At 62.3% G+C, this 24183-nt stretch carries 23 protein-coding genes; 8 read left to right on the plus strand and 15 right to left on the minus strand.

The window, feature by feature from the left end:
• The first annotated feature begins 21 nt into the window (after positions 1 to 21).
• From SJ05684_RS22130 to SJ05684_RS22145, 4 genes are read left to right on the plus strand one after another with little or no spacing between them, the layout of a single operon-like run.
• Entirely contained in the window at positions 22 to 294 is a 273-nt protein-coding gene (locus tag SJ05684_RS22130; protein WP_050980211.1) for an NADH-quinone oxidoreductase subunit K, read from the plus strand.
• Positions 287 to 1768 carry a complex I subunit 5 family protein gene (locus tag SJ05684_RS22135; RefSeq protein WP_050980206.1) on the plus strand — a complete coding sequence of 494 codons (1482 nt, stop codon included), beginning with the start codon at positions 287 to 289 and terminating at the stop codon, positions 1766 to 1768. The genes SJ05684_RS22130 and SJ05684_RS22135 overlap by 8 nt, the downstream gene beginning before the upstream one ends.
• On the plus strand, positions 1765 to 3231 hold the full coding sequence (locus tag SJ05684_RS22140) for a complex I subunit 5 family protein (protein ID WP_034859059.1): 1467 nt from the start codon (positions 1765 to 1767) through the stop codon (positions 3229 to 3231). Before SJ05684_RS22135 ends, SJ05684_RS22140 begins: the two co-directional genes overlap by 4 nt.
• Positions 3228 to 4925: a complex I subunit 5 family protein gene (locus SJ05684_RS22145; RefSeq protein WP_050980205.1), complete on the plus strand. Its 1698-nt coding sequence runs from the start codon at positions 3228 to 3230 to the stop codon at positions 4923 to 4925. The genes SJ05684_RS22140 and SJ05684_RS22145 overlap by 4 nt, the downstream gene beginning before the upstream one ends.
• 134 nt (positions 4926 to 5059) lie before the next feature.
• Here SJ05684_RS22145 and SJ05684_RS22150 read toward each other — a convergent pair whose 3' ends face one another.
• From SJ05684_RS22150 to SJ05684_RS22165, 4 genes are all read right to left on the minus strand, one after another.
• On the minus strand, positions 5060 to 6097 hold the full coding sequence (locus SJ05684_RS22150; RefSeq protein WP_034859056.1) for a sodium:calcium antiporter: 1038 nt from the start codon (positions 6095 to 6097) through the stop codon (positions 5060 to 5062).
• Between the two features lie 518 nt (positions 6098 to 6615).
• On the minus strand, positions 6616 to 9042 hold the full coding sequence (locus SJ05684_RS30540) for a methyl-accepting chemotaxis protein (RefSeq protein WP_244938030.1): 2427 nt from the start codon (positions 9040 to 9042) through the stop codon (positions 6616 to 6618).
• 403 nt (positions 9043 to 9445) lie between these two features.
• Positions 9446 to 10057: a hypothetical protein gene (locus tag SJ05684_RS30955; RefSeq protein WP_193354432.1), complete on the minus strand. Its 612-nt coding sequence runs from the start codon at positions 10055 to 10057 to the stop codon at positions 9446 to 9448.
• A gap of 84 nt (positions 10058 to 10141) precedes the next feature.
• On the minus strand, positions 10142 to 10315 hold the full coding sequence (locus tag SJ05684_RS22165) for a hypothetical protein (protein ID WP_085939136.1): 174 nt from the start codon (positions 10313 to 10315) through the stop codon (positions 10142 to 10144).
• A gap of 486 nt (positions 10316 to 10801) precedes the next feature.
• On the opposite strand from SJ05684_RS22165, the gene SJ05684_RS22175 reads away from it, so the two are divergent.
• Positions 10802 to 11560, plus strand: a complete 759-nt coding sequence (locus tag SJ05684_RS22175) for a PRC-barrel domain containing protein (protein WP_034857813.1) — start codon at positions 10802 to 10804, stop codon at positions 11558 to 11560.
• Between the two features lie 62 nt (positions 11561 to 11622).
• Here the strand turns inward: SJ05684_RS22175 and SJ05684_RS22180 are convergent, their stop codons facing one another.
• The 8 genes from SJ05684_RS22180 to SJ05684_RS22215 form a co-directional block, all read right to left on the minus strand.
• Positions 11623 to 12123, minus strand: coding sequence for a hypothetical protein (locus SJ05684_RS22180; protein ID WP_034857811.1), 501 nt, complete (start codon positions 12121 to 12123; stop codon positions 11623 to 11625).
• A 27-nt stretch (positions 12124 to 12150) separates the two neighbouring features.
• Positions 12151 to 13215: an AI-2E family transporter gene (locus SJ05684_RS22185; RefSeq protein WP_244426697.1), complete on the minus strand. Its 1065-nt coding sequence runs from the start codon at positions 13213 to 13215 to the stop codon at positions 12151 to 12153.
• A 71-nt stretch (positions 13216 to 13286) separates the two neighbouring features.
• The gene (locus tag SJ05684_RS22190) at positions 13287 to 14135 is read right to left on the minus strand and encodes a PRC-barrel domain-containing protein (RefSeq protein ID WP_050980142.1); all 849 of its coding nucleotides are present in this window, start codon (positions 14133 to 14135) and stop codon (positions 13287 to 13289) included.
• A 149-nt stretch (positions 14136 to 14284) separates the two neighbouring features.
• The gene (locus tag SJ05684_RS22195; protein ID WP_034857810.1) at positions 14285 to 16534 is read right to left on the minus strand and encodes a xanthine dehydrogenase family protein molybdopterin-binding subunit; all 2250 of its coding nucleotides are present in this window, start codon (positions 16532 to 16534) and stop codon (positions 14285 to 14287) included.
• A complete protein-coding gene (locus SJ05684_RS22200) occupies positions 16531 to 17022 on the minus strand; it encodes a (2Fe-2S)-binding protein (RefSeq protein WP_034857808.1) in 492 nt (163 codons plus the stop codon). The genes SJ05684_RS22195 and SJ05684_RS22200 overlap by 4 nt, the downstream gene beginning before the upstream one ends.
• Before the next feature lie 4 nt (positions 17023 to 17026).
• Entirely contained in the window at positions 17027 to 18322 is a 1296-nt protein-coding gene (locus SJ05684_RS22205; protein WP_050980141.1) for a c-type cytochrome, read from the minus strand.
• A 473-nt stretch (positions 18323 to 18795) separates the two neighbouring features.
• A complete protein-coding gene (locus SJ05684_RS22210; protein WP_034857807.1) occupies positions 18796 to 18951 on the minus strand; it encodes a DUF3309 family protein in 156 nt (51 codons plus the stop codon).
• Between the two features lie 229 nt (positions 18952 to 19180).
• A complete protein-coding gene (locus SJ05684_RS22215; protein WP_034857804.1) occupies positions 19181 to 19354 on the minus strand; it encodes a DUF1328 domain-containing protein in 174 nt (57 codons plus the stop codon).
• 203 nt (positions 19355 to 19557) lie between these two features.
• Between SJ05684_RS22215 and SJ05684_RS22220 the strand changes: the two genes are divergently transcribed.
• The 3 genes from SJ05684_RS22220 to SJ05684_RS22230 all read left to right on the plus strand — a co-directional run bounded on the left by SJ05684_RS22220 (position 19558) and on the right by SJ05684_RS22230 (position 21033).
• Positions 19558 to 20052, plus strand: coding sequence for a YciE/YciF ferroxidase family protein (locus tag SJ05684_RS22220; protein ID WP_095694344.1), 495 nt, complete (start codon positions 19558 to 19560; stop codon positions 20050 to 20052).
• A 196-nt stretch (positions 20053 to 20248) separates the two neighbouring features.
• Positions 20249 to 20509 carry a hypothetical protein gene (locus SJ05684_RS22225; RefSeq protein WP_034857800.1) on the plus strand — a complete coding sequence of 87 codons (261 nt, stop codon included), beginning with the start codon at positions 20249 to 20251 and terminating at the stop codon, positions 20507 to 20509.
• Complete coding sequence (locus tag SJ05684_RS22230) at positions 20506 to 21033, plus strand: DUF1003 domain-containing protein (protein ID WP_034857798.1); 528 nt, start codon at positions 20506 to 20508, stop codon at positions 21031 to 21033. Before SJ05684_RS22225 ends, SJ05684_RS22230 begins: the two co-directional genes overlap by 4 nt.
• Before the next feature lie 34 nt (positions 21034 to 21067).
• Here the strand turns inward: SJ05684_RS22230 and SJ05684_RS22235 are convergent, their stop codons facing one another.
• From SJ05684_RS22235 to SJ05684_RS22245, 3 genes are read right to left on the minus strand one after another with little or no spacing between them, the layout of a single operon-like run.
• Positions 21068 to 21448: a hypothetical protein gene (locus SJ05684_RS22235; RefSeq protein WP_050980139.1), complete on the minus strand. Its 381-nt coding sequence runs from the start codon at positions 21446 to 21448 to the stop codon at positions 21068 to 21070.
• A gap of 7 nt (positions 21449 to 21455) precedes the next feature.
• Positions 21456 to 23978 carry a cytochrome c oxidase subunit I gene (ctaD, locus tag SJ05684_RS22240; RefSeq protein ID WP_034857797.1) on the minus strand — a complete coding sequence of 841 codons (2523 nt, stop codon included), beginning with the start codon at positions 23976 to 23978 and terminating at the stop codon, positions 21456 to 21458.
• Positions 23978 to 24181: a hypothetical protein gene (locus SJ05684_RS22245; RefSeq protein ID WP_034857796.1), complete on the minus strand. Its 204-nt coding sequence runs from the start codon at positions 24179 to 24181 to the stop codon at positions 23978 to 23980. The genes ctaD and SJ05684_RS22245 overlap by 1 nt, the downstream gene beginning before the upstream one ends.
• Positions 24182 to 24183 lie beyond the last annotated feature (2 nt).

The raw sequence follows: 24183 nt of genomic DNA on the forward strand, positions 1-24183 counted from the left end.
GTGTACGGGCTGACCGGATCTATGCTGATCGCGATCGGCTTTTACGGTTTCTTGGCGCAGCGGCATTTTCTGAGACAGATCCTGTCCTTCAATGTCGCGGGCAGCGGCGTGTTTCTTCTCTTCGGAGCGTTGTCCGCCCGGGCCCCTGAACATGCTTCCGACCCCGTGCCGCAGGCAATGATCATCACCGGCATAGTCGTCGCGCTTTCCGCCACCGCGCTTGCCCTGGCACTGCTGCGCCGTCTTCGGGACGGCGCGCGGTCCCTTCCCGATGCCGGGGACGAGGATGGCTGAAGCCGCCCTCGCTCTCGCGATCGCACTGCCGCTTCTGGCATCCGTCCTCTCCCTGCCGCTGGGGCGCCGCGCGCCGCATCTTCTGTGGCCGGTCGTCCCAGGCGCCCTCGCGATCGCGGCAGTCATCGCGGAACGGGTGAGGAACGATGGGGAAGTGCTTCACCTGCTCGGAGGGTGGCCTGCGCCGCTCGGTATCGTGCTGCGCGCGGACGGACTCGCCGCCGCCTTCCTTGGCCTCGGTGCGGTTGTCGCGAGCGGAACGGGCTTGTTCGCGGTCCGCTACTTCGCAGCCGATGAGGGGTCGCGCCGGAGTTTCTCTTTCTGGCCGCTCTTTTTCGGCATCTGGGCAGCCGCCAACGGGACTTTCGTTGGACGCGACACCTTCAACCTTTACGTCGCGCTTGAATTGCTGACGATCTGCGCAGTGGCGATGGTGGCCCTCGAAGGGCGCACGGCGAACGTCGCCGCAGGCATGCGCTACCTGCTCTATGCCCTGTTGGCCTCGTTGTCCTATCTGATCGGCGTTGCCCTTCTCTACGGCGCCTACGGTACGCTCGACATGGCGCAACTGGCGGCGAAGGTGCGGCCGACACCGGCCTCGCACGCAGCGGCCGCCATGGTGAGCGTCGGCCTTTTTGCGAAAACGGCCTTGTTCCCGTTCCACGCTTGGCTGCCTCCCGCCCATGGGGGAGCGCCCGCTCCGGCGAGCGCCCTGCTTTCGGCTATCGTGGTGAAGGCCAGCTTCTATGTCCTGCTGCGGCTGTGGTTCGACGTGATGCCCCCGCTCGCGACCCCGCAGGTCACGATGCTGTTTGGCCTGCTCGGGACGATGGCCGTGCTCGCAGGTTCGCTCCTTGCGCTGCGGCAAGAGGAACTGAAGCAGGTCGTTGCCTATTCGACCGTCGCGCAGACCGGATATCTGTTCCTCGTCTTCCCGCTGGCGGGCGCGGCCAATGAAGTCCAGCCCTGGGCGGCGAGCGCATGGACCGGGGCCGTTTTCCAGGGGCTTTCCCACGGTCTTGCCAAGGCCGCCATGTTCCTTGCCGCCGGCGCGCTGATCCTTTCGGCCGGCAGTGGCCGGATTGATGCCCTGGCCGGGCTTGGCCGCGCCGCGCCGGTCGCGAGCTTCGCTTTCGGACTTTCGGCCGTGTCCCTCATGGGCCTGCCGCCGAGCGGCGGTTTCCTGGCGAAATATCTGATGCTGACGGCCTCCCTCGCGGGCGGGCGCTGGTGGTGGGGTCTGGTGCTGGTGGCGGGCGGGCTGCTGACGGCGGCCTATTTCTTCCGACCTCTCTCCAGGCTGATGATGGAGCGGGACGAAGCGGCGCCCGCGGCGCGCAGGGTTCACTGGAGCCTTGAATGGATACCGCTGGTGCTCGCCCTTTGCGCCGTCGGGCTGGGGCTTGCATCCATCGAGCCGTTCCGGCTGGCTCAGGTGGGCAGCCCAGTTGCCGCGGAGACAGGACTGCAATGAACGACTGGCTTCCGATCCTGACCTTGCTCAGCAGCGTTGTCACAGCCTGCATCATATTCTTCATTCCCGATTCGATGCCCAGGCTGCGCACGTTCGTAAATCTGGCAGGGGCCATCGCCAAGCTCGGCCTCGTCGCGCTCATGCTGCGCGGCGTGGCGGCAGGCGAAATCTACGAAATGCGTTTCCCGCTCGCGCCGGGGCTGGAACTGCTGCTGAGAGCGGATGCGCTATGCCTCCTGTTCCTGACCCTCTCCGCCTTCCTATGGCTGCTGACCACCATCTACGCTATCGCCTACTTCGGCGATCAGCAGAACCAGTCCCGGTTCTTCGGCTTCTTCAGCCTCTGCGTCGCCGCGACCACAGGCGTGGCATTGGCAGGGACGCTGATCACTTTCTTCATCTTCTATGAGATGCTCACCCTATCGACATGGCCGTTGGTAACCCACAAGGGCGACCGGCATTCTATCGCCGCCGGCCGCAAGTACCTCGCCTATACGCTCGGCGGCAGCGCCTTGCTTCTCGTGGGCATGGTCTGGCTGGAAAGCATGGTGGGGCCCGTCGAGTTCGCGCTGCACGCCCCGCCGCTCGGGCCCGACAGGACGGTCCTTCGGATCATCTTCGTCCTTCTGATCGGCGGCCTTGGGGTCAAAGCCGCACTGATTCCCCTTCATGGCTGGCTCCCGGCGGCGATGATAGCGCCGGCACCGGTCAGTGCGCTGCTCCACGCCGTGGCGGTCGTGAAGGCGGGCGCATTCGGCATAGTAAGGATCGTCTACGACGTCTTCGGCTTTGCGCTCGTGCAGGACCTGGGGGCAAGCCTCCCGCTCGCGGCGGTCGCTTCCGCCACGATCATCTACGGATCGCTTCGCGCGCTTTACCAGAGCGACATAAAGCGGCGGTTGGCATTTTCCACGGTAAGCCAGGTGAGCTACATCGTTCTTGGCGCCGCGCTCGCCGGTCCGGAAGCGACCGTGGGCGGACTTGTCCATCTGGTCCACCAGGGCCTGATGAAGATAACGCTCTTCTTCTGTGCGGGTGCGCTCGAAACAAGGATGGGCGTGACCCGGATCGACCAATTGGGCGGCACTGGACGCGCCATGCCACTCACCATGTGCGCTTTCTCGATTGCGGCGATCGGGATGATCGGGATCCCGCCGATCGCTGGATTCGTCAGCAAATGGCAGCTCGGGACAGGCGGGCTGGAGGCCGGTCAGCCCTGGGTGATCTTCGTGCTTGCGATTAGCAGCCTGCTTAATGCCGCCTATCTTCTTCCGCCGATGTACCACGCCTGGTTCGGGCCACCCGTGACCACGGCAGCACCAGATCGCGAGCGGGTGCCGATGCTCATATGGCCGGCGCTCGCAACGGCCTGCGCAGCCCTCCTTGCAGGATTGTTTGCCGGAGCGGACTTCAGCCCGCTGGGCTGGGCGCAGCTCATCGTCGAGAGGGAGCACGGCGGATGAGCGGCGCTTCGCTCCTCCTGTGTGCCGCGCCCGGATTTCCCCTCGCGCTCATGCTGCTGGCGCTGCTCCCCGGCACTCGGCGAAGTGCATTCGCGTTGATGCCTGCGGCGCCGTTGCCCGCACTTGCTGCTGCCCTGCTCGTCCCGGCGGGTACGGCCCAGCCTTTGACGCACGTCCTGCTGGGGGCCGGCCTTGCACTGGACGAAACAAACAGGGTTTTCCTCGGTATCGCGGCGCTTCTCTGGTCGTTGGCGGGCCTCTTTGCCTGCTCGGCCATCGACGAGACGGGGCGCAACCGTTTCACCGGGTTCTGGCTGACCACCCTGACGGGGAACCTCCTGCTTTACGTCGCCGCCGACATTATCAGTCTCTACCTTTCCTTCGCGGTGCTTTCCCTTGCCGCTTTCGGTCTCGTGGTTCACAGCGGCAGCGCCGAAGCGCTGCGCGCCGGACGCATTTATCTCCTTCTTGCCATTCTGGGCGAAACCTCCCTTTTCCTGGCTCTCCTGATCGGCGCCGATGCTGCCGGCTCGCTGCTGATCGAGGAATTCCGCGCCGCCATCCTACAATCGCCGCACCGTGATCTGGCGTTTGCGCTGCTTGTAACCGGCTTCGGCCTCAAGGCGGGCCTTGTGCCACTGCATGTCTGGCTGCCTCTCGCTCATCCTGTCGCGCCCGTGCCCGCCTCAGCCGTGCTTTCGGGCGCGATCGTCAACGCCGGCATATTCGGGTTCATTCAGTTCCTGCCGCTGACGGCCGATCTCCCTATTTGGAGTGACGTGCTTGTCGGACTGGGCATCGCCACGGCCTACATCGGCGTCGTCGTCGGCGTCTTTCAGAACCGTCCTAAGACAGTGCTTGCCTATTCGACGCTGAGCCAGATGGGCCTGGTCGTCGTCGTGCTCGGGTCCGCTTTCGGATCGTCCGGAGCCGACGCTGTGGCAATCGCGGCCTCAACACTCTACGTCGCCCACCACAGCCTCGCCAAAGGGGCACTGTTCCTGTCGGTCGGCGTGATCGCTGAGACCGGGCGCAAGAACCTTCTGTCAGTTATGCTGCTCGCCGGCCTCCTGGCGCTGGCCATTGCCGGGCTGCCTTTGACGGGGGGCGCGCTTGCGAAGCTCGCCATCAAGGCCCCGATCGGCGAAGGAACCTTGGCCCTGCTGGTCACTCTTTCGGCCGTGGGGACGACGCTTTTGATGCTCCGCTTTCTCCAACTCGTCCGTCGAACGGCTCCGGAATCCGGCAGGGCTCGCAACGGGCTGCTGGTACCTTTTTTCGCCTGTACAGGTGCGGCCCTGGCAGCCCCGTGGCTTGTTTTTCCCGCGCTGACCGAGTTGACGATCAGCTACGCCTTTGACCCGGAGAACATTTGGGCTGCACTATGGCCGATACTCGCGGGGGCGAGCCTGCTGGGTGCCGTCTTGCGTCTGCCGCTTCGGCCAAGCCTTGCCATTCCAGAAGGCGACATCGTGATCCCTCTGGAGCGAAGCGCTTCCGCAATTTGCAAGTGGGCGGCGCGCCTCGAACACGCGCGCATGCCCGAGATCGAACTTTCTTGGCTCTCGCGGCCAGCGCGCCTGATCGAGCTAATGGAGCGGCGCCTTGCAAACTGGCGATTGGCCGGCACGCTTTTGATTGTGATGATCGGTTTCTGGCTGGTCTGGGCTTTCGGCCTCATCGTAAAGCTGTGACTTACAGGTATCCAATCAGGCGAATAGTGCTGCCCGTGAAACCGCCTGGCGTGAATCATGCTTGTGATCGCTTCGGGCAATTCAAGCTGCTTCCCGAACCAGGTGGGTCTCGCTACAGACGAGATTTCTCCACTTCATGCCATCGTCGTAAGCCCTACTAGGCCGACAGCAAAAACGATCAGCACCAAGGCGCTGTCTGTGCCCATCCTCCAGATTGTCCTGTCGCGTCTCTCCAGCATTCCCGCCACGAAAATGCCGGTCATGACCACGGAAAGGCAAGCGGCTGTCATCTCGAAATCGCCAGCGGTGTTGAGCGCAGGCCCACCACGAAAGAACAGGTCGACAATGAAGATGATCTGAATGTTGAAGAGGTTTGTGCCAAAGATATCACCGATCGCAAGCTGATAACGGCGCCGTTTCAGCGCTGCAATAACTGTGCTCAGTTCGGGAAGGGATGTACAGAAGCCGACCAGGACGAAACCCACGATCGAGCTGCCCAGACCGGATTTCTCGGCAATTGCATCCCCGGAGAGGGCCAGGATCGCTCCACCGAACAGGATCGCTGCTCCTGCAAGCAACGTCAAAGCGCCAAGTTGCAGATTGCTGTCGTTCCGGACGGCGCGCTCTGCCGGTTCGATTTTGGGCGGGTTCACGGCTTCCCAGTTGCTACGGCCTTCGAAACGGTTGGAAATGCGCAATGCCTGCCAGCAACCAAGGGCAAGGACGAGCGAGAACACGCCCGTTCCGAGTATGGGAACAGCAGTATCCCCCACGGCGATGGCAATCGCGACCGCCGCCATCAGAATCATGCCAAGGACGCCCTGCATCAGCGGCGCGGGTCTATAAGTCTGGTGTGTCAGCGATTCTTTGCCATAGATGGTGTCGCCTATCGCCAGCAGCAGAATATTGATCGACGAGGTGCCGAGCAGATCGTTGATCGAGAGCAGCGGATTACCAGCTATTGAAGCCGAACTCGCCGTCGCCAGTTCGGGCAGCGACGTGATACCGCCGAGCAACAGCATTCCGGCAAATGCCTGGCCGAGCTTCAAGCGCTCTGCGATCTCGTCGACTAGGCCGACCAGCCTGGTGCCGGCATACCAGACAAGAGCGCCGGCCACGCCCATTGCCATAAACAGAGCGGCGATGGATTGTTCAGCAAGGTCGATAGCCATCAACTGGACTCGTCAGCGTCGATTTTCGTGGGCGGTCATCGAGCAATCAGTCCAATGTAGCAGTGACCTGCATCGGACCTGCTCGCCTTGGAAACGGCGGTGCCATCTTCGCTACAACCAGGACAGTGCAACTGGGTTCCGTTTGGAATAACCTGAATCTCTCAAAGTAAGAGGCGCATCGAGCCCGCGAACTGAGAAGCTGCTTTCGCCACAAAGGCTTACCAGACTCTCCAAAGAGCAAAACACACTGTATCTCCGAGCAGCTCTAATTTGAAGGCCTCGACGGCCACAGAGTGGTGCTGGTCTCGACGGCGGCGCGATCGGACTGTGATCGGGCAGCCGCATTGCGGCGGTTTCGCTCGGCTACGAGGACGTCCCGACGACCACGACACGCTGCGCCATGATCCGGCGCTCGCGCTTTTGCCTGAGCGGCTGAGGCCGAAGCGGAAGCGACGAATAAAAATCGCCCGGCTCTTGAGGACATAGGGCCGGGAGATGTTTTTATGTGAGATCTTTTCTCAGAACTCCTCCCATTCCGAGGCGACCGCTGCGGCGGCTGCGCCGCGGCCGCCGAAGGCGCCGGCGAGCTTGCGGGAAAGTGCGCGGGCGGGCGAGGCGACCGGACGGCTGTCCGGAGCGGCCGCCCGCGGCGCGGCGCCGGCTTCGATCCTGAAGCGGGCGATCAGCCGGGCGAGGTTGGCCGCCTCGTCGGCGAGCCGGTTGGTCGCCGCCGTCGATTCCTCCACCATCGCCGCATTCTGCTGCGTCGTCTGGTCCATCTGGTTGACCGCGGTCGAGACCTCCGAAAGCCCCGTCGACTGCTCCTTCGCGGCGGTGGCGATCGAATGCACATGCTCGTTGATCTTGACCACATGGCCCTGGATCAGGGCGAGCGCCTCGCCGGTCGCCGTCACCAGCTTCACCCCGGCATGGACCTCGTCGCCCGAGCGCGAGATCAACGCCTTGATGTCCTTGGCGGCATTGGCCGAGCGCTGGGCCAGTTCGCGCACCTCCTGGGCGACGACGGCAAAGCCCTTGCCGGCGTCCCCGGCGCGCGCCGCCTCGACCCCGGCATTGAGCGCCAGGAGGTTGGTCTGGAAGGCGATCTCGTCGATGACGTTGATGATCTGGCCGATCTCGCCGGAGGCCTGCTCGATGCGGCCCATGGCCGAGACCGCATCCTTGACGACGGCGCTCGACTGCTCGGTCGAACGCCGCGCCTCGTCGACCATGTGGCTGGCTTCCGTCGCCCGCTCGGTCGAGCTTTTGACCGCCGCGGTGATCTCTTCCAGCGCCGAGGAGGTCTCCTCCAGCGAGGCGGCCTGCTGCTCGGTGCGCTTGGAAAGGTCGCCGGAGGCCACGCGCATCTCGCCGGCCCCGCCATTGATCGTGTCGATCGCCGCGCGCACCTCGCGAAGCACGCTGCGCAGGTTCGCCATCGTCTGGTTGACGTTCGACTGAAGTTCGCCGAAGGCGCCCTGGAACTCGCCGCGCATGGTTTCGGTGAGGTCGCCCTCCGCCAGCGCCGAGATCACCCGCCGGGTTTCCGCGACGCCGCGGTCGACGGAGGTCACCAGTTCGTTCACCTGGGCGGCGAAGCGGTTGAGGTCGGCATTGTCGTAATCCTTGGTGATGCGCCGGGTGAAGTCGCCGGCGACGGCGGCCTGGACGACCTGGCCGATGTTCGACTGCAGGTCGGCGCTCTTTGCCTGAAGAGCCGCTTCCTGGGTGTTGAGTTCGCGCACCCTGATGCCGTTCTGCTTGAACACCTCGACGGCGCGGGCCATCTCGCCGATCTCGTTCGTCCGGTCGGCGAAGGGGATTGCAACCGAGAGGTCGCCATCGGCGAGCGTGCGCATGACGTCGGTAATCTGCCCAACAGGTCGAAGCACGCCGCCGAGAACGACGCGAAACGCCAGCCCAGCCAGGGCGAGACCGAAAAGCAGCACAGCGCCGTTCACGATCATCGCCATTCGTGCACTGCCGGCGGAGGCATTGGTCACGTGGTCAGATGCGCCGCCGGTGCTGCCGGCCAGTGCCAGCAGCGTATCGATCGCGCGCGTCGCCTCGGCAATCCAGGCGTGGGCGTCAAGTGGATAGGGTGTACCGGTAATGCCTGCCTGGTAGACCGATTTGCGGGTCGTCTCGAAACTGCCAAAGAATGTCTGCTTGACGGCTGCCGCCGCCACTGTCACGCCATGATCGACATTCTTCCGGGCTAAATAGGCATCGACCGTCAGCCACGATTGCTCCACACGGCCGCGATAGGTGGCGAGCGTCTGCAGTGTTTGGCTGTCGAGGGCCGCGCCGCTTGAGATTGCACTCCCGACGAGCGCGCGTTCACGTCCGGCATATTCGCTCATGGTCCAGACCGCGCCTTTGACATCCTGGATCTGGCTGATGTTGGTTTCGATGGTATCGGGCTGAAACTGTGCAGCGATACGGAGTGCTTGAGACGCCATGACGAGAGACGTCATCGCCGGCACCCATTGTTTCGAGACCGCGCGGTCCCGGTCTGCCAGGGGCTTTTCGAGTTCGGCGTCCGCCCGGCGGCGGATCGCAATGACCTTGTCCATTGCCGCCTCGACATTGGCAATTGTCGCGTCGCTCGCCTCGAAAGCAGCGTCCTCGGCGATCCTCCGTAGCGCGTTCTCCAAAGCGGCATCGGCCTTCTCCCGCCGTTCGAGGACCGCCTTTCTGGTCGTTGCCGGCGCTGCATGGGCAGCGGCCAGGGCAGCATTGGTGATGCCGCGTTCGACGGCCCAGTCGCCGGCCGCCGACAGCAGCAGGTTCGACGTCTTGTTGCTGGCGCTGACCAGCCCTGCATCCGCGAATCTGCTCCATGCATGGGAGAATTCGCGGCCGGCCAATATTATGGCCAGCAGGCATAGCAGCGAAACGATGGTGAGCAGGCTGGCCCGGATTGAGTCTGACAGGCGCTTCATCAGATTACCCACGATTGATCGGCGCCTAAGGCGAAGGGCAAGGGCATTTAATGGTTTCTCCTGAGCGGTGGCGCACAGGAAATCGTGATGCTTCCTGTGAAAGAGAAGGATGGCGCCCGGCGCAGTCATTCCGTCGGGAAGTTGGCGCTACCAGAGTTGTGGAACGCCTGGTTCGATGGAGTACCACGCGAAAATCGACGAGGTTGTTTTTGTTCTCCGCTGCAAGTCATACAGGAGAAACTCTTTAGAAAATCTGAATATTGCAACCTATGGATTGCGTTCCGACGAATTGATAACCGTCAAGTTCGCGCGCAGATTGCGATGAGGCTGCTGATCCATTCAGCGGGCGTATAGATACGGGATTGCAGCGTCGCAACTCGCCCCCGGGGCCGGGCGGCATAGCTCACCTGGTAAAGATGGTGATCGAACCGGGCGAGTTGATCCTCGCCGCAACGACATTCTCAACCGATAGCCCTTGACGACTCAACGCCTGCGACAGGGTCGGGTACGCGGCAATCGCCTGGCGTAAGCTTTTCGTGTCCTCCTGATGTTCCTTCAGCGAGGCGTCGAGGGTCGGGGCATCGTCACTGCGGAGGAGCTTGGAGACGTCGTGTACCTGTACGTCGGGTGCCGACAGCGTTCCAAGCTTGTTCACCGTGGCAGCCGTCTCTTCAAGGGCAGTCACGAGGTCCCGCACGGTAACGTCTTCCGGGGCCGCGGTCCCTTTGGCGTTTGGGCCATGCTGTTGGGGAGGCAACTCATCCGGTCGGATCACTGGCGTCCGCCCGACATCAGGGGCCGGTTCGACCAGTTCCGGGTCCCCCACCCTGGGCGGTTTCAGAACGCCGTTACACTCCTCAAGCTTCCGCGCGAGCGCCTGGGGGTCGTCATCGATACCCGGCGCGGCACGGCAGCGCTCTGCCTGCGCGGCAGGCCCCGGATCTTTCGAAAGTCCTGGCGCGGATGTAAATGCGCCTATTGCCAGCACACAGGTCGCAACCCATCTCCATCTCATCTCGGCGCTCCTCCGCCCTAGGCGCCCTCAACGGCGCCGGGCAACATTTCAGTTCGTCCGCAGGCGCACTTTTCGCAGCGGTCGCTAGTTTCGTCCGTCATTCGACCGGGCCTTGTCCCCTTTTTTCCTGACAGTGGTGGACGTTTTGGCGTCCGGTTCCTGGCCGTAATAAGTACCGCCCAAGTGACCGCCGCCGCTCGTGTTCTTCGCCTGTTTTCGCGCTTTCTTCTGCGCTTGCTCGACATTGCTCTTCGCCATCTCCTTGGTCTCCCTGACCTGTTGGCGTTGCGCCCTTAACCAACACCAGAGCATTCTGTTCCTTCGCCCCGAGCGATCGCCCTCGGTCGAGACCGGAACCTATTGACCACTGAGTTCGTTAGCGTTTTTGAGAGTGGGAGTTGACAATGCCGCGCCAAGGAAAAACACAAGATCACCAGCCGAACCTCACCCGAACGACAGGCACCGAGACGAGGCATGAGCGCCGGAAGGCGCGCCCCGATAGTCAGGACCTGACCGACCCGAAAGAGGTGTGGAAGGAATCCGAAACAACGCCGCAACCAAAGCCGCAACCTTCGTCAAAGACCGGCAGGAAACGCGTCGCAGACGCGGGCGATCTGCAGGACGGCGAGCCTTCGCCCTACGACACCGAGATGCAAGCGGATCACGTTGCCCGGCAGACGGCCCGGAATCGCCCTACGACGACGAAGAAGCGCTAAGGCGTGGGCAATATCGAGGAGTGAGAAAATGCTATGGAGCGCATCCGACATGACGGGCTGTGGCATTGATGCCACCGATGGTTCGATCGGTACGATCGGCGATCTTCTGTTCGACGATCAGAGCTGGAGCGTTCGTTGGTTCGTCGTAAAGACGGGCGTGGTGTTCACCGGGCGGCAGGTGCTCTTGCCGCCGTCGGCGATCCTCTCGTCAGATTCCATCGGCCGGCTGGTGTCGGTCAACGTGACGAAACAGCAAGTCAAGGACAGTCCTGAGATTGATTTCGATGCACCCGTCTCGCGTCAGCAGGAAAGCAGCGTCTACGACCACTATGGCTGGCATCCCTATTGGGGGCCGCATACCTATTTCGCGCCCGGCGCCAGGGCTCCGGTCGTGCCTTCGCCGCCACCCGATTACGAGGACGAACGGGCGGTCTCCGACTCGCGAGAAGAAGGCGATCCCCATCTGCGTTCCGCAAACGAAGTCACCGGTTATTACGTGCACGCCATCGATGGCGACATCGGTCATGTGGAGGACCTGGTCGTCGACACAGATGCCTGGGCCATCCGCTACATCGCCGTGGATACGGTGAATTGGTGGCCGGGCAAGAAGGTATTGATTTCGCCGACATCCTTCACCGACGTGATATGGGCGACCCAAACCGTGAACGTCAATCTCACGCGCGACCAGATACGCAATGCGCCGGAGTATCTCCCGGGTGAATCGATCGATCGCGCCTATGAAACGCGCTATCACGACTATTACGGCTACCCGTACTATTGGAAATGATGGAAGGCCGATAGGTGCAGCCTTCAGTCTGCCCGAACCCGCGCCGCTGCCCGAACCCCGCGCTACCGGGGGCAGCGTATCAGCACCTGCTCCTCTGCCGAATCCGACAGCTGGATGCGCATCCGCTCCGGGGTTTCACGCCGTAGCAGGAACTCGTATTCCGATCGTCCATCATCGGAAACGCAAAGCGCCGTAAGTTCACCGCCGCCTTCGTTTTTCCTGACGTCTCGCACGCTGCAGGTGTTGCCCTTCCACCTGAGAAGCGTGTCGGTGAGGAGGGTTGAAACGGGCGGGGACGCAGGGTTGGTCACCGGACACTGCGCGGCGTCCTCCACCCATCTCCCGTGGATTTGCACGAAGCTTTCATCACCCGGCTGAATCTCGGAGGGCAATGGATCAGGCTTTGGAGGTCTGTCGGTAATTCTGAAGGAGGGCGGCGGCTCTCTCTTTGGGACCTGTGCTGAGGACACCTCGGCCAGGAACGAGCATGCGATCGCGGCCGCCAGGCAGTAATGGGGGAACGATTTTCGGCCGCTGCTTCCCTTTAAATGGTATTTCGGCATGGGCCAACCTCCAAGTTTCAAGCAAATTCAATTTCCCGCAGAGCTTTCGAGATCCGACTGCTCGGCCTGTGCTTCGGCACCAGATCGATCGCCGCCCTCTTGCAGCCACAGCGTTTTCACCAGGACAACGGACAGAACCGTGAGCGGGGCAGCAAGAACGACTCCCATTGGACCAAAAACGATGCCGAAAGCGATGATCGCAAAGATGGCCAAAGCAGGAGCAAGATCGACCGCCTTGCGCTGGATCAGCGGAACGAGCAGCAGCCCCTCCGCCTGTTGGATGGCGAAATAAAGCGCGAGGACCAGGAGGGCCTTTGTGGGCCCCTCGACCAAGCCGAACGCAATCGCCGGTACCGCGCTGAGGACCGGACCGACATAGGGCACGAACTCGAGTACCCCGGCCAGAAATCCGAGCGCGACGGCCGAGGGGATGCCGAGCGCCAGCAGCCCCAGCGTCGTCACGAGGCCCACCGCGAGCATGGCGAGGACTTGCCCAAGCAGCCATACCCGTAGCGCGTCCGCGGCCGAGGTGATGGCCCTCCCGGCCTTGCGTCGCCATGTATGCGGCAGCAGCTCGAGAAAGCCGTCACGATAGGTTCGAGGTCGGGCGGTCAAATATATTCCTCCAGCGACTACGAGGAGCGTCTGGACCAGCCCAGAATAAATGACGGTCGAGAGCCCGGAGATACCACTCAGCAGAGTGAAGTTCCGGAATACTCTGCGCGCCTGCTGTTCGAGCCATTCGAGTGGGTCTTCAAGACCAAGCCAGTTCCCAACGGAGACGGCCAGTTCCGGAGCGCGCTCCGCAAGCTGCGTTATTTCGCCCGCGATCCGCGAACCTAGAAGGACAGTGAAGCCCGCTACGGCCGCAGCGATCACGAGCGTGGAGAAAAGCAGGGACAGCGTCCAGCCGGTCCCGAGCCAGTTCTGGACCAATTGCGTGAAGGCATTGAGGGCGATCGCCAGCAGGACCGCGGCGAAGACAAGAAGGAGGAGATGCCGCAGCTCCCAAAATAGCAGGCCGGCGACAACCAGTGCCGCAGCGATCAGAACGAGGCGGACAGCGTCCGCGGGCCTAAGGTTCGCTGGCATCCGAATTATCTGACTCGCTCAACCGCAGCCGTCATGTGACGGCTGCGGGCACTCCCGCTGCGTTGAACCGCTCACTGAGCGGTTTGGGTATCGGTATCGGCCTCCGGCACGGGCTGCGTGCTAGAGGTTGTACCTGTATCCATTGTGCCCTTTCGCTGCATCTGGTTGTAGTCGAAGACCTGCAGCACGACGACGTCGTCAGGTCCGTAGGGCAGCGTGTAACGGGCCGGGTCGCGCCAGGCCGTCGCACCCGTGTACGGATAGGCGTAGTAGCCCCGACCGAATGCTCTCGTGTCGGCGACGACGGCTGCAAGCTTGCCGTCATTGACGATGATGTCGTTCAGATAACCATAGCGCGCCGCATTATCGAGGAACGCCGTATCTCCGATGATGTCGGTCGCCTTGAACAGGTTGGGTCCAGTTGCTAGGTCGTCATCGACCGTCGAGACCTGCCCCGTTTCGCCTTCGCGGAGTACGCTCTCGTCTCCGGCTGCGGCGAACTCGTCGGCATTTTCCTCGGTCACCGGTACGGTGAAGCGGGCGGCATCCTCGGAGATCTGTACCTGATCCCAAGGGATGCTGACATGCGTGTCGCCAATGTCCCAGAAACCGCCGACCTCCGCTATCAGCGCGACGGCATTGCCGTCTCTGTCGAAGACGATGTTCTCGATATCGCCAATCTCGTCGCCGTTCGCGCCGACGACAGTCGCCTCATCAAAGGCCTGATCGACGCTCCAGCCGGAAGTATAAAGCGGATCGTAACGCCACTCGGACAAGACGATCACACCCTCAGGCTCCACCTGCGTCTGCGGCTGAGCCTGATCCTGTTGCGTTGGTTGGTCGGGTTGTGTTTGCTCTTGCGCATAGGCGGGTGCAACTATCAAAGCCAGGAGGCTTGCACTGCAGATTAGATTCCTCATGTCGGATTCTCCCACTTGCCTGTTGGGCTGGTTTGCGGAGGCGACCGCCTCCGTCCCTGTCCAACCGAGATGTCGCGACGATGTTCCGCCATTAGGGCCGACATGCCGGGCCTCTATCAAGAAAATCCTCAACGGGGAGAACTGATCGTTCAGGCCCGCATAGCGGAACGTACGCGCTCTGGTTGGAGCGGCAGGTCGCGAATGCGTACGCCGATCGCGTCCGCCACGGCATTGGCGATCGCGGCCGCTGCAGGACCCTGGGAGGCCTCACCTGTGCCCAGGAAAGGCTCTCCCGGCCGGTCGATGACGTGGACTTCCACCGTCTCCGGCACTGACGGGAAACGCATGATCGGGTAACCCGCCCAGTCGGCCGAATGGACCCCTTCTTCGTTGAAGCGGACCTGCTCGAAAAGCGTCCAACTTGCCGATTGCACAAGCCCGCCCTCGATCTGGTTGCGGATACCGTCGGGATTGACGGCCTGGCCGCTGTCGCAGGCAGCGACTGCGCGGCCAAGCATGATGCGCCCGGTTGCGCCGTCCACCTCCACATCGATAGCCACCGCGCAATAGGCGGCGAGGTTCTTGTAACGGGCATAGGCAAAGCCGCGCCCGCGTCCCGGTCTCCGCTCCCAACCATTCCAGTCGAACGCCTCGGCGGCCGTAGTCACGACATCGCGGGCTCGCGGATCTTCAAGCCGGACAAGCCGGAACTCCACCGGGTCCGCCCCGGCGGCAAGCGCCAGTTCGTCCATGAAACTCTCCAGTGCAAAGACGTTCGTGTAAGCGCCGAGGGAGCGCAGGGCCGATGTGCGCAACGGCATCTCGCTGATGAAGTGTTCGACGACGCGTGCATTCGGGATGTTGTATTCCGGAACGGCGTTTCGGTCTGCGCCGCCGGCTGGCTGCGGGATATTGGCGGGCGCTTCCGGCTCGAAGGAGCCGGAGATGAGTTGCGCGGGCAGGAGGTTGCCCGCCGGGCCGGGCCTCGTGGTGTGCGGATTGCTCCAGACTTCGTAGTTCCAGCTCGATACGTCGCCAGTGCCGGAAACAGAGCCATTTGCCCGCACGACCATGGCCGAGCCATAAGGTTCCCATTGATGCTCGTGGTCACGCATCCACTGAACGCGGACCGGGCGATCGGGCAGGGCGCGCGCCAGCAGGGCTGCATCGGCTGCCGCGTCGTCGGCGCCGTTATGGCCATAGCAGCCCGCGCCCTCCATATGGATGAGTCGGACCGCGCGTTCGTCCATGCCCATCATCTCGGCGATCGCCGAACGATCCGGGTAGACCCCTTGGGTGTGGCTCCAGATGGTGAGCTGCCCATTCTGGAAGAGGCCCACCGCACAGGATGGCCCTATCGATCCGTGCATCTGGTAGGGCCGTGTGTAGGTGGCTTCGACGACCTTCGCTCCTTCGGGCGGCGAGGCGGCCGTTTCCGGCCCATTGATCACGCTGCTGTCTGCCGGCAACTGCATCAGGTGATCGTAGATGTCAGTATCGGAAGGCAGCGATGCGCCTCCTTCCCACTGCGCGGCAGCTTGGAGCGCCCGCATCGCCTTTATCGCCTGGAACTCTCCTTCCGCGATCACACCGAGATAGTTGCCGTCACGCACCACCCTGATCACGCCTGGCATCTCATCGACCTGCGACGTATCGAGGTCGGAAAGGCGCATGCCTCGTCTCGGCGGACGCACGACGCGGGCATGCACCATGCCTTCCAGTTTCAGGTCGTGCACATAGGACGGCTCGCCGGTGACTTTGCCCGGAATATCAACTCGCGGTACCGATTGCCCCATGACCGTATAGCTCTCGGGCTCGAAGAAGCCGGTCTGGTCGTTCACCGTCACATGAAGCGACCGTCCGCTGACGAGCTGTCCGTAGCTTAGCCTTTCGCCGGCACTGCTGACGACAGTGCCGTCCTCGGCCTTGAGATCGTCCGCCGCGACACCGAGTTGATCGGCCGCCAGTTCGATCATCATCCGGCGCAGATAGGCTGCCGCGTGCAGAATGGCCGTGCCGCTCTTTTCCATCGAATGACTGGCTGCGGTGTAGCCCTCGTCTGGCGTCTGTCCGGTATCGGCGGTGAGGAGCCTGATGCGCGAGAAGTCCACCTTGAGCTGTTCCGCCGCGATCTGGCTGAGGGCTGTCCGGATGCCCTGACCGAGTTCGGCCTTGCCGGTAAAGACCGTGATGCTTTCGTCGTCGTCGATCCGGATCCAGGAATCAAGGAAAGGAAAGTCGGAAAGACTTCCCGGAAGCCTAACGGGAGGTGGAGAGTCGGCTGGCGCGCCTTCCTGGGCCGCAAGCCGGACGGGCGAAATCGAGAAGTAGAGCACGAGCGCTCCACCGCTCTTGAGAAGTGAGCGGCGCGACAGTTCCAGCTGTCCAGGGACGGTCATTGAGTATTCCCCCCTGCGGCGGACGTTTGTTCCCGGAACCCTTCACTCGCCCGGTGCACGGCGCGCAGGATGCGCATATGCGTTCCGCAGCGGCAGAGAGAGGGCTCAAGAGCTTGGCGGATAGTTAGTTCGTCAGGAGCGGAGTTCAGCAAAAGCAGGGCATGCGCACGCATGATCATACCCGGGATGCAATAGCCGCATTGTGCCGCCTGCTCCTCGATAAAGGCCCGTTGTACCGGGCCGGGACTGTCGATCGAACCGAGACCTTCGAGCGTCGTGATCTCCCGCTCGGCAAACATGGCTATGGGCGTAAGGCAAGAGAAGACGGGACGGTTGTCGGCGAGCACCGTGCAGGAGCCGCACTGGCCCAGTCCGCAGCCGAACTTCGCGCCGTTGAGCTGTATCTCATTGCGCAAAACGTAGAGCAGCGGCGTCTCCGGGTCGCTCTCGGTGTCGAACGTACTGCCGTTCACTCTCAGCGTGATCATTCTCTCACTCCGCTTCGGCTGTTTCTGCCACGGCAACTGCCCCTGGGTGCGTTCTCCTGGCGACGACGTCGTCGATGTCCAGCCAGGGCTCCAGCCCGGTGTACCGCCCACGCAGATAGGCCGCGAGCGCCACCAACTGCTCGTCCGTCAGGGCCCCGGCAAACCCGGGCATGTAGCGGCCCGGCTGACCCTCGGGCGGCTTGACGCCTTCCTCTATGACCCGGATGAGATTTAAAGGCGTGGGTATGCGGATCGACGTGCTATAGGCCAGAGGCAAGCCCGCGGCGAAAGGCGAGGGGCTCGCATCGTGGCAGACCGCGCAAGCGCCGGCATAGATCACCGCGCCGATATCGTCGCCGTCACGCGCATCGCCGACAGCGCCGGTGATCTCGGCATCGGTCTCCGCCTCGTCGCCCTCCATGAGCAACGTGATATAGGCCGAGATCGCCGCGACATCTTCGTCGGCAATGCGCGAGAGGTTGTGGACGACGGGCGCCATTGCGCCGAAAGCGACGCCGTGCTCGTCAACCCACCGGCCCGCCAGGTAGTCGGCCAATTTCTGTTCGTTCCACCTGACCGCCGCCGGCACATCACCGGCGATTGCGGGTGCGTACCAGTTCTCGGTGACCTCGCCTCGCAGGAAGTCGTCCTCTTTTTCGGCCTGGAGAGCATTGCGCGGCGTGTGGCAGCCGCCGCAATGCCCCAGTCCCTGGACGAGATACGCGCCACGGTTCACCTTCTCGTCTGCATCCGGGAGACGGGTAAAGCGTTCATTGTCCAGATAGAGAAGCTTCCACGCGGCCAACAGCGGGCGGAGGTTGAACGGAAATCGCAGTTCATTTTCCGGCGCCTCGTTCCGCACCGGCTCACGCGTCATGAGATAGGCATAGAGGGCATCGACATCCTCCGGCATCACCTTCGTGAAATGGTGATAGGGAAAGGCGGGGTAGAGGTGCTGCCCCTCTCTATCGAGTCCCTCATACATCGAACGTCGGAAGGCTGCTTGTGACCAGTTGCCGATGCCAGTCTCCGGGTCCGGCGTGATGTTCGTCGAAAAGATGGTGCCAAGCGGAGTCGGGATCGGCCGGCCGCCTGCGTAGGCTTCCCCCCGCTCGGCCGTGTGGCATTCTGCGCAGTTTCCGATCAGCGCTAGGCGCTCGCCAAGCTCGATAGTGGCGCTGTCGAAACGTTGCGGATCGGGACGCTCAATGGGTTCGAGCGAACGCGGGCTGACAGCATAGGCGACGGCCGTCGCCGCAAGCACGATGAGCGCTACGACGACGCCATAGAGAATTTTCACCGGGTTCTCCTCCAATCGAGAAGAGTCCTCGATGGAGCCCAACCGACAGCACCCCAAAAATGTTCCATGTGCCGTAACGTTAAGGCGTCCGCACCAAAAATCGCGGTGCCTGGTTTCAGGCACCGCCAAAGAGCAAAAGGGGGACTAGATTGTCGCTCCAAATGATGAGGAACGATGCATAGTCAATCCACAGCCGGGCAATTTGTTCCACGGCTTGCATTTAATGAAGAGCTGCTGGAGACAAGAAATTCTTACGGGATTGCAACCGCTTGGCGGCACATACCATGCATCGCGCTGGAAAGCCCTTGAGCCACTCGGCGCAGGTTTCGGTCGGCGCTACACTGGAGACTCCCCCCGCGCGTTGGTCACACGGATACGGGGTTTTACCCGGCGCACGCTAGGTCCACCGACGCTCGAGCGGCTGCGAGCTTATTCGCAGCCTTGCCGCGGGACTGCAAGTCGGGGCCAAGCCTCTAAATCCGACCCATGAGTACCAGAATCAGGAGCACGACGAGCAACAGCCCGAGGAATCCGGAAGGGCCATAGCCCCAGCCCGTTGAGTACGGCCACGTAGGGATCGCCGCTATCAGCAACACGACGAGAATGATCAGGAGTATGGTTCCAAGCATGCCGGCTCTCCTTAAGCAATTATCGCTACACGTCCACGCTTCGGTTTGGGCGTCGGAAGGGGCCTTTTCGAAAATTTCAATCGACCCGGAGCTCAAACCTAGATGAGATTTGCACCCTAAACCCGAAAGCCGCGCAAATGGTTCCGGAGGCACGCTCAAACGTTTGCTGATGCAGCAGTGTCGTTTGCTGGTCTGAGGCTGCCATTGGTCCGAAGCGGCGCCAGCTACCTCAGAGCACGATCCCTCCGGCCATGATCGCGAGCACAAGAAAGACGAGGAATATGGCCACGGCGATAAAGAACAGTATCTTGGCAATCCCGGCCGTCGCAGCCGAAACGCCGGAGAAGCCTAAGAAGCCCGCGACGAGAGAGATTAAAAAGAAGATCAAAGCCCACTTCAACATTTCTACACCTGTGGTGGTAGGAGTGATCCCGTAGAAAATAGGGCATCATTCCGACATGGCCAGAAGGCGACGACGTGCGGCGAGAGCCTGCTGAGATTGCCGGATCCAAAGACGCCATTCCTGCCGTTATGACGGAACCAATTTCAAGGGACGGCGTTAGACGGGCTCGTACCAAACGGGCTCGCTGAGAAGGAGGGCAAGCCATGGCAGAAAAAACACTTGAGACGCTGTTCTATGAAACGCTCAGGGACGTCTACTACGCCGAACGACAGATCCTGAAGGCGTTGCCGAAGATGGCGAGGGCAGCTCAGTCCCAGAATTGCAAGGACGCGTTCGAAAAGCACAAGGAACAAACCGAGACGCATGTCGAGCGGCTGCAGCAGGTATTCGACATGATCGGCAAGCGGGCTCAGGGAAGAACATGCGAAGCAATGGACGGCCTGATTGCCGAGGGCGAGGACGTCGCCGAGGAGTTCAAAGGGTCGCCCGCCATAGATGCGGGACTGATTGCGGCAGCGCAGGCGGTCGAACACTACGAAATCGCGCGCTATGGCACCCTGAAGACCTGGGCAACGCAGCTTGGCCTTAAGGAAGCGGTGTCCCTCCTCGACGCGACGCTGCAGGAAGAAGGCGATACGGACAAGAAGCTTACCAAACTTGCCGTAGACGCAGCGAACCAGAAGGCGAAAGCGGCCTGAGCGGTCAGCTTCCCACACTAAAAACGCCGGTGACTCTGCCGAGGAGGGGCGCAACTGATCCGCCCATCTTTCGGTCTCGGGTCACCGGCTTTTGCCGTGGGCGAAACCGATGACGGTCGACGCGCTTTCGAGTGGAACAGGTTTGGCCGTGCATGGTTCTAGCGATTGGGCGAGGCGAGCAGAAGAGGAAGGTCTCATGAGCGAAGCCACCGCAACCGACAAGCATGAAGAAATCCGGCGCTGGGTCGAGGAGCGCAACGGCCACCCGGCGCGAGTGAAGGGCCCGAACGGCGGCCTGCTCCGCATTGATTTCGGCGAGCCCGAGGAATCCCTTGAGCAAATTTCCTGGGAGGAGTTCTTCCGTATCTTTGACGAGAACAAGTTGCTGTTCCTGCACCAGGACAAGACCGCGGATGGCAGCCTGAGCCGCTTCAACAAATTCATCGACCGGCAGTGAACGAAAGATCGCCCGCGGAGGCAACCCCCAGGCTCGACCGCAACATTCGCGCAGTGCTGAAACAGCGCGCGGATGATGAGCGGAACAGAACGGCGCAGGACCGGATTTCGCAGCACATCACGAACTTTGCCGGTTCGCTGAAATTCCTTTATCTGCATATCCTCGCATTTGGGAGCTGGATCGTCGTGAACCTCGGGCTCCTGCCCGGCGTGCCGATTTTTGACCCGAGCTTTGCCATGCTCGCCATGATCGCCTCGGTGGAGGCGATCTTCATTACCACTTTCGTGCTGATCTCCCAGAACCGAATGGCCCGGGAGGATGCCAAGCGGGCGGATCTGAACCTGCAGATATCCTTACTGGGGGAGCAGGAGGCGACACGCCTCCTGGCACTCGTTTCCGCGATCGCGAAGCGCCTTGATGTGAAGACGGATGTCGATGACACCATTGACGAGCTTGCGACGGAAATCACGCCGGAACAGGTGCTTCACAGGCTTGACGAGCGGGAAGCAGAACCGCGCGAGTAGGCGGACGGAAGGCCTGCTCTCGCCGCGTTGGTGGTCACCTCAAGATCCCGCACACGTCGATCAGGAAGATCGATGTGCCGCTCCAGATGACCCCCGTCAACGACAGCAAACTCAAGAGCCGTTCGACGCGGATGGAAAACGTACGATTGTGCGGGTCCGGCATGTCGTAGCGCAGCATATGTGCGAGGCGGTCAGGAAAGAAGATGCCGAAACATAACACCAATATGGCCCCCAACGTTGCCAGAACCACCCACGTCTGGATGAGAGCGGACGGCGCGACTGAGCCGCTTCCGACGACGCAGGTTGCGGACTGGAAGCCATAGACGAGAAGCAGATGACCAGCCCATAGGGTCGGTCCGCTCAGCAGGAAGAGGATAGCGCTGGCGATTGGTGCTTCCCGTGCAGGATTCTTCATCGCGAACCTACCCGATCAGCCGCGGGAAGCCGTGCACGAGCGCGAGCCCGACCAGCGACTGCGCTACGGCGTAGTGATATAGCAGCATGTAATTATCGAAGGTAACACGGCGCACGCCATCGAGCTTGCCTGTGAGGTATCGCGCGAGCGTATACAATCCCAGTATTGCAAGCGTGAAGGCAAGCTGGCCGAAGAGCACCACGCCGAGATAGACCATGGCGCCGTAGGCGTTGTCGCCGGGGCTGAGGCCGGTCATCAGATGGCCTGAGAGTTCGAGCGCAAGTGCGCCGATCAGAGAGGCGAGCGACAGCAGGAGAGCCGCCGACATGGCGACGGGCGATGCGGCGAGTTTCCCAAGCCTGCGGCTGACGAGCCAGATGAGGGCCGAACCGGACAGCAACAGGGCTGCGGTTGAAGCCGGCCAGAGGCCGGGCGGCGGCGCGGGAGATCCGGCCGGTGCCCAGACTTCGGGCGACACGAGCCAGAGAAACAGATAGGAGAAGACGTAGGCGAAGTAGAGGGAGCCCGCCACGATCATCAGTACCACCATCGCCCACCAGGAATGCGACGTGGGGCCAGTCATATAGGTGGGCAGGCGGACGCCCTTGGCTATCTCGATCGTACCCTTGGATGGGCCGGGATCGAGGCCCCACGTCCAGATGAGAACGAAGGCGATGGCAAGCGCGCCGCAGACGATGGCGACAGTCACAATCTTGATCGTCAGCAACAGGAAGCAGGCGGCCGTAAAGACGGCCGCGAGGAAAGGCGGCCAGCCGGGGCCCGGCATCTGGATAATGTATTGCGGCCGGGCATGGATCGGCGAGGTGACAATGGTCTCCCGCCCGCCCGTCGGAGCATTGGGGAGATAGTGATGGCCGTCTCGTACTTCCTGGGGAAGGCTCGGCCTGTCCCATAGCGGTTCGCGGCTGGTGATGTGCGGAATGCTGCGGGTGGAATAGACGTCGTTCGGCAGCCACTCGAGCGTGCCTGCTCCCCATGGGTTCTCGACATCGGGTTCTCCGGCGCGGAACTTTGCGACGAGGTCGGCCAGAAATATGAGCACCCCGGCGCCGAGCACAAAGGCCCCGACGGTGGAGATGGTGTTCAGCAGGTCCCAGCCCATATCGGCCGGGTAGGTCCAGACGCGCCGGGGCATGCCTTTGAGGCCTGTCAGGTGCATCGGCAGGAAGGCGACGTTGAAGCCGATGAACATCAGCCAGAAAACCCAGCGGCCGAGCCGCTCCGAGAGCGGCCGCCGGCTGAAGAGCGGGGTCCAGTAGTAGAATGCCGCGAACAGAGGGAAGACGAAGCCGCCGACCAGCACATAGTGGAAGTGCGCAACGACGAAATAGGTGTCGTGCACCTGATAGTCGAAGGGCACCATGGCTACCATCACGCCGGTGAGGCCGCCGAGGGTGAAGATGAACAGGAAGCCGAGGACGAACAGCGACGGGGTCGTCAGACGAAATCGCTCCCGCCCCGCGGCGATGGTAGCAATCCAGGCGAAAACCTGGATGCCCGACGGCACGGCAACCGCCATGCTGGCGGCCGAAAAGAACGCGAGGCTGAGCGCCGGGATGCCGGTGGTGAACATGTGGTGCACCCAAAGCCCGAAGCTGAAAAATCCTGTGGCGATCAGCGCCACGACGATCAGGTGGTACCCGACGAGCGGCGTGCGGGCCATGGTCGGCACGATCATCGAGACGAGACCTGCGGCCGGCAGGAAGATGATGTAGACCTCCGGGTGGCCGAAGAACCAGAAGAGATGCTGCCATAGCAGCGGGTCGCCTCCGAGCGCAGCCGTGAAGAATGGCCAGCCGAACGCCCGCTCGATCTCGAGCATCATTGTCGCGAGGATGACCGCGGGAAAGGCGAACATGATCATACTGGCGAAGATCAGCATGGTCCAGGCGAAGATCGGCATCTGCGCGAGCGACATGCCCGGAGGGCGGGTCCGGAGCGCGCCGACGACGATCTCTATCGCCCCGGCGATGGCCGAGATCTCGATGAAGCCGATGCCGAGCAGCCAGAAGTCGGCATTGTCGCCCGGTGAAAATTCCATGAGCGTTAGCGGCGGATACATGAACCAGCCGCCCTTCGGCGAAAGGTCATAGAAAATCGTCGAGAAGAAGACCAGCCCGCCAACCACATAGGCCCAGATGGCGAAGGCGCTCAGACGGGGAAAGGGCAGGTCGCGGGCGGCGAGCATCTGCGGCAGCAGCATGACGCCAAGCGCCTCGACCGCCGGCACGGCGAAGAGGAACATCATCGTGGTGCCGTGAACGGTAAACATCTGGTTGTAGAGGTCCTGATCGATCAGGCGACTGTCGCCGACTGCCAGTTGGGTACGCATGATGAGCGCCAGCACGCCAGCCATCAGGAAGAACAGAAAGGCGATGCCGATATAGAGCAGGCCGATCACGGTATTGTTGACGGCGGTGACCAGCCGCCATCCGCTTGGCATTGCCCATATGCGCTCCAGTTCGCGGACCTCTCCTTCGGGGCGTGGATCGGGATTCGGCAGTTCCATCAGCCACCTCCGCCGCTAACGTCGCGCAGGAAGAAGAGTATGATCAGGCCGGAAACGAAACCGATGAATGCCTGTCCGACGCCCGTCCTGTCGCTGATGATTCGGGTATAGTGGGTAATCCGGACTCCCGCGATCCAGACCGCCGCCGCGCCGGCAAAAATGGCCAGGTTAAGCCAAAGTCCGAGGGCTGCGAAATCCAACATCG

Origin of the sequence: Sinorhizobium sojae CCBAU 05684, from assembly GCF_002288525.1 — a bacterium.
In the GTDB taxonomy this organism is placed as follows: domain Bacteria; phylum Pseudomonadota; class Alphaproteobacteria; order Rhizobiales; family Rhizobiaceae; genus Sinorhizobium; species Sinorhizobium sojae.